The sequence below is a fragment of the Paenibacillus cisolokensis genome, from assembly GCF_050481165.1.
Lineage (GTDB): Bacteria > Bacillota > Bacilli > Paenibacillales > Paenibacillaceae > Paenibacillus_AH > Paenibacillus_AH cisolokensis.
This window is the reverse complement of record NZ_JBCNFP010000091.1, coordinates 1-13,727: the sequence shown is the minus strand read 5'-3', so window position 1 is coordinate 13,727 and position 13,727 is coordinate 1. Positions and strand designations below refer to the sequence as shown.

The following is a 13,727-nucleotide window of genomic DNA, read 5'->3' as shown; positions in this document are numbered from 1 at the left end:
TTTAATCATTTTGCATTTTATTCATTTTGATCGAAAAAAGAACGGTTTTGGCTCCTCTTTCAATTCCTTCCGCGACAGAAGCCGTTCCCGGTCGATCCGGTAAGCCAGCCCTTTACCGTCGGTCCGCTCCATGATGACGGTATAGGCTTTAGTCAGCAGCTGGTATTTCGCATCGTCGACCGGATCGTGGACCGAATACCGCACGGCGATTTCATAGATCGGCCGCCCGTCCGCATCCTCGCCCGCAAGTCTGCCGTCGACGATCTCGTACCTAACGATGGCTCTTGCGGAAGAACCGACCAGGCCGGAGATCGGATGCCAAACCCGGCTGTCTTCTTTCAAAGCCTGCCTGGACAGCAACGCTTTGAAATCTTCATCCGCGTCGTAAAAGCCTGAAAACGCCCCTTGCAGCGCCGCCATATAGCGGTTCACGACATTGACCGCGTCCAGATTCGACGGCAAGGAAGGGAATGTGCCGTCGTTCCAGACCCCGCCCGTAACGCCATCAATACGCACTTCCTTGCGGCTGGCGTTCCACGATACGTCCGCGCCCAGCGCTTCGGACACCAGTCTGACCGGCACGTAAACCTGTCCGTTCTGTACATAGACCGCCGCCTCCTTGACCGCCGTTCCGTTGACGTACAGCGATATTTTGCCCGCCGAATAGGCAACGGAGCCTGTCAGCAGCAAACTTCCGAGCCATAATACGACCATCCGCTTCATCTTTCGCATTTTTCCGCAGCCTCCCATAAAGTGGTAAATCATCATTTCTACTGTGGACGCCGGTCCGTGGGCGAAAGTTGCATCGTCACAGGCTCGGCACAACCGGAAAGTAAAAAATCGGTTGATGACGAGTTTATTGTTCCATCGAGAATATGTTAAGATCAGGAAAGAGAGGAAAATAGCTGCTCGACATGCCTCGCTTTTCGATTCGGAACAGCGAGAATGTCGGTAGAGGAGGACTTGCGATTTGAAGCGAAACACGGCGGCGGTCGGAAGCATCGCTGATCCGTGCGAACGAATCGGTGAAGATCGGATTTACCGTCCCCGCGGAACACGCGCCCGACCGCCCGCTCTATGTCGTTTTTGAAAGCTGGGGCATAAGCGGCAATAATACGGAAGAAACGAGAGCCGTAACGGTTACCGAACCTTTGCCGGTTTCCTGAACATGTACGAGGAGGGGTGAAAATGAAATGGAAAAAGCACATGACGATCGCATCCGTCGCAATCGCCGGCGCTTTGACTGCGGGGGTTTTGTCCACTTTCGCCATTGCGCCGCTCGCCTCAACGACTAGCGAAATAAAAGAAGAACGGAAGGCCAACCTGGCCCTCGAACAAAAAGTTCTGGTTCTCGTCGGAGAAACGGCGATTACAAACGTCGACCTGGCCAACTACAAGTCCTACAAGAAGATCGACAATGTCGACGCTGCCGATGAGGAGCTTCTGAAAGAATTGATCACGGAACAATTGTTGCTCCAGCTTGCCAAAGAAAAAAAGGTTTACGCAACATGGGATCAAGGGATGGCGGAAGCGAAGAAGAATCGGGAAATCCTTGAATCCCAGTCGCAGGAAGTTCAGGATGTGCAACACAAGTTTATTGAATTGACCGGACTGACCGCTTTACGTTTCATTAATGCGAATGGAAGACGCGGCGCAGGCGCCGCGTCTTCAGACGGTTTTCAACCGCTTATTCGAAGAGGCCGGACCTCTTGCCCGCCCCGGCGGGCGGCCATTCCTAAAACCGGAACGGCTCCCGGCTCATCCATTTGCCGTTCGTAAAATCGGGAATCGCCACCGGATGGCCGCCCAGGGCGATCGACTCCTCGGACAGCGCGGTAATGCACATCCACGCCGCCATGTCGTATACGTCGAGCGGCGTTTCGGTCCCGTTCCGGACGCTCTTGAAGAAGTCCTCGAAAACGAGCCAGTCCATGCCGCCGTGGCCGCCCTTCACTCCCTCTTCGGTAAAACGCTTCCATATAGGATGCTCGTACCGCTCCCTGAAGCTTTCGGCGTTGCCCCAATGGTCTTTCCAATCGTTATGCGCCTCGTCGTGCTGCCCGTCGATGAAGATCGACTGGTTTTCCTCTACGTACATCCCTTTCGTTCCTCTGACCGTAAAGCCCCTCGAATAATATCTCGGCAGCGTCGTGTCGAGCGTCAGCACGATCGTTTCGCCGCGCGCGCATTTGATAATCGTCGTCACGATGTCGCCCTGCATGAAATCGGTTGCGGCCAGCGCGCTGTCCGCGCCTTTCTCGCGCTTCACATACGCTTGGAGCCCTTTCGACTTGGAGGCCATCGAGACGAGCGACACCATCCGGTTGCCGCGGTTGATGCCGAGAATCGTGGCGATCGGCCCGAGCTCGTGGGTCGGATAATTTTCGCCATTGCGGTTCGTATAATGCCGCAGACGGTAATGCCGGTTTTCGTTGCCGTAAGCGATTTCGTGCCGCAAATCGTGGTGGTATCCGCCCGCGCAATGCACGATCTCGCCGAAAACGCCTTGTTTGACCATGTTCAGCACCATCAGCTCGTCGCGGCCGTAGCAGCAGTTTTCCATAATCATGCACGGCACCCGGGTCCGCTCGTATGTTTCGACCAGCTTCCAGCATTCCTGCACGGAGGCGGCGCCCCCCACTTCGCAAGCCGCGTATTTGCCCGCTTCCATCGCCGCGACGGCAATCTCGATATGCGCCTCCCACGACGCGCCGATCACGACGGCATCGACCGATTCGAGCGCCAGCACGTCTTCGTACCGCTTCGTTTCGAGCGGACGCTTCCCCTGCGCTTGCCCGACCTTGTCGGCGGCTTCCCGGATTCTGTCTTCATACAGGTCGCATACGGCTACAACTTCCACATCGTCCATTGGCAGAATGATATGTTCCAGCAGTCCCATGCCGCGGTGACCGAGTCCGATCATGCCGACTTTTACGTTATCCTTCATTCGCCATCCCACTCCTTCATCGCAAGGTCAATCTCCTGCTTCGACAAATTGTAATTCTCGCTGCGGCATGAAAATCCTTTTTTATCGCCGGAAATAAAAAAAATTCTCGCCTGCGCGCGCCGACGCAGCTTCTGCCAAGCGAATCCACGTCCTATTGTCCGGCCTGTCAACATACAATGACAAAAAAAGAGACCGGCTAAGGGGGACTTCGGAACGATATGCGCCTATTCAAATCCGGTACGATGAATATCGCCCTCTTCTGGCGCTTTTTCGCCAGCTATTTCCTCCTCATCCTCACGCCTGTCGTAGCGGCCAGCGTCTTCACCTACTCGTTCGTCGTGCGCATCATCGAAAACGACGCGTCCAAACTGAGCAACAGCACGATGCGGAATTTTTCCGATCGAACCGACGCCCTGTTTTCCTCGCTCATGACGGGCATGATTCACACGCTTGGCTCCGCCAATCTGGCAAGCCTGCTCGCCGCAGCCGACGGCGCGCCGGAAAATCCGCATCACACCGAGCTTCTTCACGCCCTGATGGAACAGCTCGGCAAATTGGAGTCCGGCGAACTCGTTTCCAGCGCTTTTCTGTACGCCGCCGATCGGGATCTGGTCGTCGACTACCGGACCCATACCGGCAAAAAGATGTATTTCACCCACTACTATCCGCTGGACCGGGCCGACCAGCCGGCGTTCTTCTCGCATTTCACCGGCAAAAAAATGATGGTGTTCACCAAGCCGCATACCGTCCATCAGAAGCCGTTGTTCTCCGACAACGTCCTGTCTTCCCGTTCCCATATTTCCGCCTTGATGAGCTATCCGTTCAATACGTCCGTCCCCGACGCCTATCTCGCCGTCAACATCGACCGGGACAGGCTTCGCGAGCTGATCCGCATCCGTGAAAACTGGGTGACGGGAACGGCGATCGTCGACCGGTCGGGCCGGATCGTCAGCCAGGCGGGAAACGCCGCGCTCGCCGCCTCCGCCTGGCCGGAGACGATCCGCTCGAATGCGGAAGGTACGCTGGTCAGAAGCGGAAACGGACAGGCGTTGACGTTCATGAAGTCCCGCTTTCACGACGACTGGTACTATGTCAGCCTGATCGATCTGCAGACGCTGCTGAAGCCTGCCCGTCTCATCCGTACGATCAGCGCCGTGTTTCTCGGATTCGTGTTCATTCTCGGAAGCTTCGTCTCCTATTATTTAAGCCGCAAGCTGTATTCGCCGATCCGGGAAATCCGCACCGGACTGCAATCGCATCGCAGGGCCGACGAGCCGAAGACGCGGGAACGCAACGACTTCGATGTCATCAAGCGGTTTTCCAGCCTGATCATTTCCGAAAACAAAGAGCTGGCGCAGCTCGTCAGCGGCATGGTTCCGATCGTGAAGGAGCACTTTATTACCCAGCTTCTGCTCGGCGGATACCGCGATCGCCTGTCGATCGCCTGTTACGCCAAGGAGATCGACTTTCCGTACGAGCCCGAAGCGCAGCGAACCGTGCTCTGCATCGAACTCCAATACCGCTCGCCTATGCAGGAGCGGCTTCCCGAGACGTCCAGAACGTTTCTGATGGCCGAGCTGAAAGAGAAGATCCGCAAGCTGCTCCCCGTCAGCGTCTGGCTGTGCCAGACGGAGCCCGGCTTGCTCGCCTGCGTCGTCCATCATGACGGACCGGGGCCGTTCGGTCCGAAGGAAGCCGCCGTTCTGATTCAGTCCATCCTGCCGCAGCCTTATTACAAAGCGGCCATCGGCATCGGCAAAACGGCGCATGCGATCGAAGAACTGCACAAGTCGTACCTCCATGCCCGGACGATGCTCCGGTACAAGGGGCTTCATCCGGAAGTGGAAATATGCAGCGAGGAGCAGGCGCCGGACGTCGATGTGCCGTGGGACAGCTTCCTGTCCGTCCATGAGGTCAATCTGATCTTCAATCGGGTCAAACAGCGGGACTTCGACGGCCTGCTGCAGTCCGTAGGCGAATTGCTGGATGCGGGAATGCGGCGGAACGCCAACGCGTTTCAGGTCAAATGTCTCTGCTCCGACGTGTTGAACACCTGGATTCGCGCCGCCGGCGCCGATCGCGGCGATTTCGGCATTTCCGTGTACGCCGCCATGTTCGACAGGCTCGAACGCTGCGCGACCTGGGACGAAATCCGGCAATGCTTCCGGGACATTCACGCCATGCTGTTCCGCAAGGAAGAGCCGGACGCCAGAAGCGTTCAGCTCGCCGATATATTGGCGCACATCCGGAACCACTACGGCGAGGAGTTGTCGATCGAACGTTACGCGGAGCAGATGGGCATGTCGGTCGGCCACTTCAGCCGCGTATTCAAAGAAGAGGTCGGCGAGAAATATGTGGAGTACATCGCCAGGGTGAGGCTCTCCGAGGCGAAGCGGCTGCTGCTCGATACGGATATGAAAATCGACGAGATCGCCGAGCGCGTCGGCTATTGGGGGCGCAGCTCCTTCATCCGCGTTTTCCGCCGGTACGAAGGCATTACACCCGCGCAGTACCGGAGCGCTTACCGCGCATGACCGTTTTTGCGCGCGTCTCTTTTTTTGCGCGGCTTTTGCGCGGCGTCCCGAATCGGGTCGCGGCATTCGCCCGGGGCAAATGCTGCGCCTTCAACAAAATATGCGCGCTTTACGGCGGCTTTCCGGATTCTTATCGTTAAGCCATAAGGAGGTGCGGGCGTGGAGAACCGGAGACGGCGATCATCCGGCGCATGGCAGGCAGTGCGGACGCTCCGGAAGTACCGCGTTTTCTATTTGCTCATGCTGCCCGGCATTCTGTATTATATCGTCTTCAAATATGTGCCCATGTACGGCATCATCATCGCGTTCCAGGATTTTTCGGTCGGACGGGGCATCTTCGGCAGCAAATTCGTCGGCATCAAGCATTTTATCGAGTTTTTCCACTATACGCCGGATTCCTGGAAGCTGATCCGCAACACGGTCATGCTGAACGTTTACGATCTGCTGTTTCATTTTCCGGCGCCGATCGCGCTCGCCCTGCTGTTCCATGAAATCCGGAACAAGGCGTTCAAGCGATTCGTGCAGAGCGTCAGCTATATGCCGCATTTCCTGTCGACGGTCGTCATCGCGGGCATTATCGTCATGTTTCTGTCGCCGACGACCGGCATCGTCAATTTCATTCTCGTCAAGCTGTTCGGGATGGAGCCGGTCATGTTTCTCGGCATGCCGGAGTGGTTCCGGACGATCTATATCGGTTCGGAAATATGGCAGAAGGTCGGCTGGGGCACCATCCTCTATTTGGCGGCTATCGCCGGCGTCGACCCGACCTTGTACGAGGCGGCCAAAATGGACGGCGCCAACCGCTTTCAGCAAATGCGGCACGTCACGTTCGTCGGCATGATTCCGGTCATGATCATCCTGTTCGTCCTCAATCTGGGGCAGTTCATGGAAGTCGGATTCCAGAAAATACTGCTGCTGTACAACCCGATGAACTACGAAACGTCGGACGTCATCAACACCTTCGTCTACCGGAGAGGCATTCTGGACGCCGACTTCAGCTTCGCCACGGCGGTCGGCCTGTTTCAGTCGGTGATCGGATTCGTGCTGGTCGTCATCGCCAATCGGCTCGCCCGAAAATATTCCGAGACCAGCTTGTGGTGACGCGGGAGGGAACCGGATGAAAATAAAGGAAAGCTGGGGTTCCAGACTGTTCGACGCGTGCAACGCGGTTCTGATGGTCATGCTTGCCGCCGCGATGCTGTATCCGATGGTCTTCGTCCTGTCGGCCTCGATCAGCGACAACGCGAAAGTCGTCAGCGGCCAGGTGCTGCTGTGGCCCAAATCGCTGTCGCTTGCCGCTTACGAACGGCTTGTGTTTAATCCGGACCTGTGGATCAGCTACTGGAACACGATCCGGTATACGACCGTTCATACCGCGCTGACGCTGATGGCGACGGCGGCCATGGCCTATCCGCTGGCGAAAAAATGGCTGCCGGGACGAAGGCACGTGCTGCTGATGGCCGCTTTCACGATGCTGTTCAGCGGCGGCATGATTCCGACGTTTCTCGTCGTGCAGCGGCTCGGGCTGCTCGACACGATCTGGGCCATCGTCCTCCCCTCGCTCATCAGCACCTGGCATCTGTTCATTATGCGCACGTTTTTCGAAGCGCTGCCGGAGGAGCTGGAGGATGCCGCCACGATCGACGGCTGCGGCACGCTTCAGGTGCTGATCCGGATCGTGCTGCCATTGTCGCTGCCGGTGCTCGTGACGATCGGCTTGTATACGGCCGTCAATCAGTGGAACGCCTTTTTCGACGCGCTCATCTACCTTAACGACCGGAGCATGTATCCGCTGCAGCTGATGCTGCGCAACATTCTGATCGCGGGCTCCAATATTCAGGGCGAGGGCGATACGAGCTACATGGAGACGATGAAATACGCCATGATCATCATTGCGACGCTGCCGATTTTGTGCGTCTACCCGTTCGTTCAGAAATATTTCATTCAGGGCAGCATGATCGGCGGGATCAAGGGGTAACGGCGGATTCCCCGGGAATCCGCTTGATTAGCCGATAGATTCAATCACGGGGAGGTTGGAAGGTGAAGACGAAAAAGATGGCGCTCATGCTCTCTCTGCTTCTGATCGCCGGACTGGCGGCGGGCTGCAGCGGCGGCAAGGACAACAAAGGCACGGCGGAGGAAGGAGCGGAAGGCGAAACGGAAGGCGGAAAACCGGTCACCTTTTCCTGGCTCGTCTACGACCGGACCGAAGGCAAGGTGCGCGACGATTGGGAAATTTTCAAGGAGATCGAAGCGAAAACGGGCGTCAAAATCGATTTTCAGGTCGTCGGCCAGGAAGGAATCGAAGAGAAGAAACAAATTATGATCGCGACGAACTCGGTCACCGATTTCATTCAGGTGAGTACACAGGAAGGACGGGAGCACGGGCCGGAGAACGTGTTTCTGAATCTGGGGGAATACCTCGACATCGCCCCCAACTTGAAGGCGTTCTACGACAGCTATCCGGAAGCGAAGGCGGTCGCCACCGGACCGGACGGCGGCATCTACACCGTTCCGGTTCTCGAGGGCGATCCCGAGGGCAAAGGGTTCAACTTCGTCTGGATGGCCCGCAAGGACGTACTGGAGGAAGCCGGCATCAAGCCGCCTGCGACGCTGGACGAATTCTATCAAATGCTCAAGACGTTAAAGGAGAAATTTCCGGATTCGTACCCGCTCACCGCCAATTCGCCGATCGGCGATACGGGATTGTACACCGTGTTCGGGCGGGCGTTCACCGGCATCCAGGGCTTCTTCAATCTGGACCCGGAGACCGACGAGTACGCGTTCGCCCCGTACCGTGACGGATACCGGGAGGCGCTCGAATATTTGAACAGGCTGTACGCGGAAAAGCTGCTCGACCCCGAGTATTCGCTGCTGACGGGCGCGCAATGGGAAGAGCGGATACTGTCCGGCAAGTCGTTCATTTCCTATTTCTGGAAGGCGGATATCGCGCCGCTGACCGAGAAAGGCCGCACGGCCAGCGGGAACGAGAATTTCGAGCTCGACGCGATCCCGCAGTTTGCCGCCGAAGGCATCCGCAACTACCAGTATTCGCGGCCGCTCGTCGGCGGCGTCGGCCGGGCCATATCGGCCAAGGTCAAGGATAAGGAAGCGGCGGTGAAATTCCTGGACTACCTGGTCGGCGACGAAGGGTCCGATTATTTGTCCCTCGGCATTCTTGGCAAGACGTACACGATCGAGGACGGCAAGCCGGTGTTCATGAAGGAATTCGGCAGCAGCCCGTATGTGCCGCTGCGCCGCGACTACGGCGTCTGGTACGACCATATTTCGCTCAACAACGCCAAAGCCCGCGCCGCCTGGGAGAACGGTCTGGACGAGAAGAGCAAGGCGATCAACGCCAGCTATGAGCCATACATTATTCCCGCACCGAAGGCGATCGTCAAGACCGAGGAAGAGATGGAGCTGGAGAAGTCGAGGCTGAACAATCTGAACAAATATTTGGAGCAGCAAATAACGGAATTCGTCACCGGCAAGACGCCGATCAACGACGAGACGTATCAGCGCTTCCTCGATCAGGCGAAGAAGCTTGGCGCCGACGACCTGCTGAACATGTACAATACGGCCTACAAGCGCACATACGATTCCAAGTAAGCATTTCATCCGCAAAGGAGCTGACCGCCATGACAGACCTTGGCAAAGTGATCGACGTCGACGTCCACAACGAGCAGAACGACGCCGATCTCGTCCCCTACCTGCCCGAGCCTTGGCGGAGCAGGGTGGCGCGCAGCGGCGTCGGCTACTCGTACTCCGGGTATTACTCGCCCGTCGGCGTCATGCGCCGGGATGCGCTGCCGCCAGGCGGCGGCAAGGCGGGCTCGGACCCGGATCTGATCATCCGCCAGCTGATCGAGCCGTACAATGTCGAGTACGCTGTGCTGACCGGCGTCGTCTACAATATTTCGACGACCCACGATCCGGATTTCGCCGCCGCGATCTGCTCGGCATACAACGATTATCTGATCACCGAATGGCTCGGCAAGCATCCGGCGTTCAAGGGGGCGATGGCGGTCGCCACGCAGGATCCGCAGCTGGCCGCCCGGGAGATCGACCGGATCGGCAGGCATCCCGACATCGTCGAGGTCATCATCTCCAGCGCGGCGCGGGCGCCGCTCGGCCAGCGCCAGTTCCACCCGATCTACGAAGCGGCCGAGCGCAACGGGCTGCCGGTCGCCCTCCACCCCGGCGCGGAAGGGGCGGGCAGCGCGACGGCGCCGACGGCGGCCGGCTACCCGACCTGGTATATCGAATGGCATACATGTCTGTCCCAGATGTTCATGGCCCATCTCGTCAGCATGGTATGCGAGGGGGTATTCGAGAAGTTTCCCCGGCTCAAGGTCGTGCTCGTCGAAGGCGGCATGGCGTGGCTGCCGCATCTGATGTGGCGGCTGGACAAAAACTACAAGGCGCTGCGCTCCCAGGTGCCGTGGCTGAAGAAGCTGCCGAGCCAATATATCCGCGAGCACTGCTACTTGTCGACCCAGCCGGTCGAGGAGCCGGACAATCCGCAGCATCTGGTCGACCTGCTTAATATGGTGGACGCCGAAAACATGCTGCTGTATTCGAGCGACTATCCGCACTGGGATTTCGACCCGCCGACCGTTCTGAAGCGGATGAGCCCGGAAGCGCGGCGCAAGGTGATGTACGAAAACGCCAGGCAGCTTTACCGGCTGTAACGGCGCGGTACGGAGGGAACGATGGCGGTACATTTCGTGTTGGAAGAGAAGGACGTGCCCGAAGGAGGACGCGTCATCGTCAACGTGCAGGGGCGCGAAATCGGCGTTTACCGGATCGGCGGCCTGTTTTACGCCCTGTACAACTACTGTCCGCATCAGGGCGCGCCGCTGTGCGAAGGGATCGTATGCGGGACGACGATGCCGTCCGACGTGTACGCGTACGAGTACGGCCGGGCGGGCGAGATCGTCCGCTGCCCGTGGCACGGCTGGGAGTTCGACATCAAGACCGGCCGGTCGCTCGTAAGCGGGCGCATCCGCGCCAGAAGTTATCCGGTCGAACTGCGCGACAGCAAAATCGGCATCGTGATGAAAGGCTGAAGCGGGAGTGAAAGCGGATACAAGGGGTTGTCCCGGGAGTCCTAATCCACGCGAAAATGACGAACGGTACTTAACGCAAAATAGATATCATCTTCTGAAGAGATGTTCACTTTCTGATAAGTCATCGGCTAGGAATCCTCCATGCTACATCAAAATTTTTTCCATTTGATTCCGCGAACGACAATCGCTACCTCGACCCTTTCTATTTCGTTATAAATCCTAAATCTCCTACTAGCTCATTGTTAATTTTGAACAATTTCCCTTGCTTTCCGGCTTCGCATAGAACGCCAAATGTTGACTTCCATTATCCGGTATGGTATCCTAAATGTAACTGAAACATTGCGGACATCCATTATACTTTACGAAGTACCCAACGACCGCTAATATACATTAGCGGTCGTTGTCCATAACAGGACAATTTTACGTGCTTTGATGATTTCAGTTATTGAATTGGCGAGAGGAGTTTTTAGCGATCGATCATAACGAGAAGAAAAACTGGCGGAAGATTATCGCACCTTACGAGAGATCGAACCTGAAGCGGAGCATTTGGCAAATCATGAACACCTTTATACCTTTCTTTATGCTCTGGTACGCTGCGTATTGGAGTCTTTCGGTGTCTTATTGGCTCACCTTGGTGCTGGCTGTTCTGGCAGGCGGCTTGTTGGTTAGGATCTTCATCATCTTTCATGACTGCTGTCACGGTTCCTTCTTTGCCAACCGTACCGCAAACGAGATATTAGGAACGGTTGCCGGTATCATGACCTGCTGCCCGTATCATCAGTGGCGGCACAGTCATTCGGTCCATCACGCTACCAGCGGTAACTTGGATCGGCGCGGTATGGGGGATATTTGGACGTTGACAGTGGAGGAATATTTGGCATTACCGCCGCTGAAGCGACTGGCTTACCGCATGTACAGGAACCCTCTGATTATGTTCGGACTCGGTCCCTCCTATGTTTTCCTCATTGAATACCGGTTTAACCGGAAGGGTGCCAAGATGAAGGAACGGCTTAATACCTACATCATCAACCTCGGAATAGCCGCTATCATCGGGCTGCTTTGTTGGACAATCGGCTGGAAAGCGTTCTTGCTAGTCCAGGGACCTGTCTTTCTGTTTTCAAGTCTGGTCGGCTTCTGGCTCTTCTACGTCCAACACCAGTTTGAGGGAACCTACTTTGAAAAAGGCGAGAAATGGGATCATTTGAGCGCGGCTCTACATGGGAGCTCGTTCTATAAGCTGCCCAAGGTTCTGCATTGGTTTACGGGAAACATTGGCTTCCACCATATTCATCACCTGAGCCCCCGGGTGCCGAACTACTATCTGGACCGTGTTCAAGAAGAAAATACGATATTCCAGGATGTTCCGCCTGTTACCCTTTTGTCAAGCCTGAAATCACTTAAATTCCGCATATGGGACGAGAATCGCAAGAAACTGATGGGATTCGGGTACATCAAGCATTTCCTGATGGCCCGGAAAACAGACGAGCGACTAACCAGTGTTTCCGATAAATCATCTTAACGGATTCTCCCGACTACACCGGGAGATGGCACTCCTTGACCTTAATCTCAGGGCGGAAGGATCACCACTTCCGCTTTCCCTCGCCTCCTTAAATCGCAACTTCTACTCGCACCTGTCTTTTCCGCCCCCTCGACCGAATGCTTTAACTTTATTCTACTCGGTCCGGGACGCTCCCCAAACTGTCTACGGAATCAGTTTGCCTCGGTCTGCGGCCCCAGGTATACTTCGAAGGAAGACAACGTCGGACACCATCTCGATTCCAAAATAGTGAGCCGGACGAACCGCACAATGACGGGAGCGAACCGGCAGATGCGCTTGCGGCCTACGACCGTTTCTTCGCACAACGGCTTCCATTCGCCGCCTTCGCGTACCTCCAGCCGGAATTTCTCGATCCGCTGGCTGTACCGGTGCTCGGCCAGGACGATATGGTCGAACGTCACCTCCCGCCCGAGGTCGATGTCGATGACGGCGTATTCCGTCCCTTCCTCCGGCGCCCAGTACGTATCCCGGTTTCCGTCGAACAGCTTGTCCGGCCCGCATCCGCTCGCCGCTTCCGAAGCGGTGGCGGTCGCATGCGCCGCCAAATTATCGCGGAACGTGGTCCGAATGACGTCGCCAAGCTCCTGCAGCCGTTGCATGTCGTTCTCATGGATCAATCCGCGGGTGTCCGGCGGAATATTGAGCAGGAATGTCGCGTTGCCGCCGACCGAGCCGTAATAAATACGCAGCAGCTCTTCGAGCGGCCGAACCTTGTCATCCTCCGAGGCGTGGTAGAACCATCCGGGACGGATCGACGTATTGACCTCGGCGGGATACCAGATCAGCTCGCGCTCGTGCCGGATAATGTCCCGGCTGCCGAGATCCCGGTCTTGCGAATTGTATCTCCGCGCGAATTCGCGGTCGTCGGTCTGCTGCGAATTTTCCTGAATTTTCTCGTTATCCCGAAGCGATGCCGGCACGACGCTCCATTCCGACTCCCGGCAATAGCCCGCCTCGTTGCCGCACCAGCGGATATCCGGTCCGCAGACCGAAATGACCGCGCCGGGCTGAAGCTCGCGAATGACCGCATAATAAGCGTCCCAATCGTACTGCTGGCGCTTGCCGTTCGGCCCTTCGCCGCAGGCGCCGTCGAACCAGACGCAGAAGATGTCCCCGTAGTTCGTCAGCAGCTCGCGCAGCTGGTTGACGAAAAACGCGTTATACCGCGGCGAATCGCCATATGTCGGCTCGTGGCGGTCCCACGGCGACAAGTAAATGCCGAACTTGATGCCGCCTCTGCGGCACGCGTCGGACACCTCCTTCACGATGTCGCCCCGGCCGTTCTTCCAGGGGCTGTTCTTCACCGAATGCTCGGTATACGCGCTCGGCCACAGGCAAAAGCCGTCATGATGTTTGCAGGTCAGAATGAGCCCTTTCATGCCGGCGGCATGGCAGGCCGCCACCCACTGATCGGCATCGAATCGGACGGGATTGAAGATGGCCGGATCTTCCTTGCCCGTCCCCCATTCCCGATCCGTGAACGTGTTGACCGAAAAGTGGATAAAGGCGTAAAATTCCATGTCCTGCAAAGCAATCTGCCGTTCCGAAGGTCTTACTTGGGCGGCGTATTTGATGATGTCCTCCATCCTTCGACTCCTTCTATCTTGAAAATCTAA

11 protein-coding genes are annotated in these 13,727 nt (G+C 56.9%); 8 read left to right on the top strand and 3 right to left on the bottom strand.

The genetic code is table 11. The features are described 5' to 3' along the window. Positions 1 to 21 precede the first annotated feature (21 nt). Positions 22 to 732: a stalk domain-containing protein gene (locus tag ABEV74_RS15015; protein ID WP_430147076.1), complete on the bottom strand. Its 711-nt coding sequence runs from the start codon at positions 730 to 732 to the stop codon at positions 22 to 24. Positions 733 to 1,188: 456 nt separating this feature from the next. Here ABEV74_RS15015 and ABEV74_RS15010 point away from each other — a divergent pair, with 456 nt between their 5' ends. After that, positions 1,189 to 1,779: a hypothetical protein gene (locus ABEV74_RS15010; protein ID WP_430147073.1), complete on the top strand. Its 591-nt coding sequence runs from the start codon at positions 1,189 to 1,191 to the stop codon at positions 1,777 to 1,779. Here the strand turns inward: ABEV74_RS15010 and ABEV74_RS15005 are convergent. Next, on the bottom strand, positions 1,736 to 2,947 hold the full coding sequence (locus ABEV74_RS15005) for a Gfo/Idh/MocA family protein (RefSeq protein WP_213530982.1): 1,212 nt from the start codon (positions 2,945 to 2,947) through the stop codon (positions 1,736 to 1,738). The two genes, ABEV74_RS15010 and ABEV74_RS15005, sit on opposite strands and share 44 nt — an antisense overlap. A gap of 218 nt (positions 2,948 to 3,165) precedes the next feature. Here ABEV74_RS15005 and ABEV74_RS15000 point away from each other — a divergent pair, with 218 nt between their 5' ends. From ABEV74_RS15000 to desA, 7 genes are all read left to right on the top strand, one after another. Next, the gene (locus ABEV74_RS15000) at positions 3,166 to 5,481 is read left to right on the top strand and encodes a helix-turn-helix domain-containing protein (RefSeq protein WP_430147070.1); all 2,316 of its coding nucleotides are present in this window, start codon (positions 3,166 to 3,168) and stop codon (positions 5,479 to 5,481) included. Between the two features lie 240 nt (positions 5,482 to 5,721). Continuing rightward, a complete protein-coding gene (locus tag ABEV74_RS14995) occupies positions 5,722 to 6,582 on the top strand; it encodes an ABC transporter permease (RefSeq protein WP_145977371.1) in 861 nt (286 codons plus the stop codon). Positions 6,583 to 6,598: 16 nt separating this feature from the next. Then, entirely contained in the window at positions 6,599 to 7,459 is an 861-nt protein-coding gene (locus ABEV74_RS14990; RefSeq protein ID WP_430147067.1) for a carbohydrate ABC transporter permease, read from the top strand. A gap of 77 nt (positions 7,460 to 7,536) precedes the next feature. Further along, positions 7,537 to 9,093, top strand: a complete 1,557-nt coding sequence (locus ABEV74_RS14985; protein WP_430147149.1) for an extracellular solute-binding protein — start codon at positions 7,537 to 7,539, stop codon at positions 9,091 to 9,093. 29 nt (positions 9,094 to 9,122) lie between these two features. After that, on the top strand, positions 9,123 to 10,175 hold the full coding sequence (locus ABEV74_RS14980) for an amidohydrolase family protein (protein WP_430147065.1): 1,053 nt from the start codon (positions 9,123 to 9,125) through the stop codon (positions 10,173 to 10,175). Between the two features lie 21 nt (positions 10,176 to 10,196). After that, positions 10,197 to 10,553: a Rieske (2Fe-2S) protein gene (locus ABEV74_RS14975; RefSeq protein WP_430147063.1), complete on the top strand. Its 357-nt coding sequence runs from the start codon at positions 10,197 to 10,199 to the stop codon at positions 10,551 to 10,553. A gap of 472 nt (positions 10,554 to 11,025) precedes the next feature. Further along, positions 11,026 to 12,072 (top strand): Delta(5) desaturase DesA, encoded by a 1,047-nt coding sequence (desA, locus tag ABEV74_RS14970; RefSeq protein ID WP_430147146.1) that lies wholly within the window; start codon positions 11,026 to 11,028, stop codon positions 12,070 to 12,072. 191 nt (positions 12,073 to 12,263) lie between these two features. Here desA and ABEV74_RS14965 read toward each other — a convergent pair whose 3' ends face one another. Next, positions 12,264 to 13,697 carry an alpha-L-fucosidase gene (locus ABEV74_RS14965; protein ID WP_430147061.1) on the bottom strand — a complete coding sequence of 478 codons (1,434 nt, stop codon included), beginning with the start codon at positions 13,695 to 13,697 and terminating at the stop codon, positions 12,264 to 12,266. Positions 13,698 to 13,727: the final 30 nt, after the last annotated feature.

Excerpts from the sequence above, each read along its gene's own strand:
- ABEV74_RS15015 (WP_430147076.1), bottom strand. The coding sequence starts at position 732 with ATGCGAAAGATGAAGCGGATGGTCGTATTATGGCTCGGAAGTTTGCTG.
- ABEV74_RS15010 (WP_430147073.1), top strand. The coding sequence starts at position 1,189 with ATGAAATGGAAAAAGCACATGACGATCGCATCCGTCGCAATCGCCGGC.
- ABEV74_RS15005 (WP_213530982.1), bottom strand. The coding sequence starts at position 2,947 with ATGAAGGATAACGTAAAAGTCGGCATGATCGGACTCGGTCACCGCGGC.
- ABEV74_RS15000 (WP_430147070.1), top strand. The coding sequence starts at position 3,166 with ATGCGCCTATTCAAATCCGGTACGATGAATATCGCCCTCTTCTGGCGC.
- ABEV74_RS14995 (WP_145977371.1), top strand. The coding sequence starts at position 5,722 with ATGCTGCCCGGCATTCTGTATTATATCGTCTTCAAATATGTGCCCATG.
- ABEV74_RS14990 (WP_430147067.1), top strand. The coding sequence starts at position 6,599 with ATGAAAATAAAGGAAAGCTGGGGTTCCAGACTGTTCGACGCGTGCAAC.
- ABEV74_RS14985 (WP_430147149.1), top strand. The coding sequence starts at position 7,537 with ATGGCGCTCATGCTCTCTCTGCTTCTGATCGCCGGACTGGCGGCGGGC.
- ABEV74_RS14980 (WP_430147065.1), top strand. The coding sequence starts at position 9,123 with ATGACAGACCTTGGCAAAGTGATCGACGTCGACGTCCACAACGAGCAG.
- ABEV74_RS14975 (WP_430147063.1), top strand. The coding sequence starts at position 10,197 with ATGGCGGTACATTTCGTGTTGGAAGAGAAGGACGTGCCCGAAGGAGGA.
- ABEV74_RS14965 (WP_430147061.1), bottom strand. The coding sequence starts at position 13,697 with ATGGAGGACATCATCAAATACGCCGCCCAAGTAAGACCTTCGGAACGG.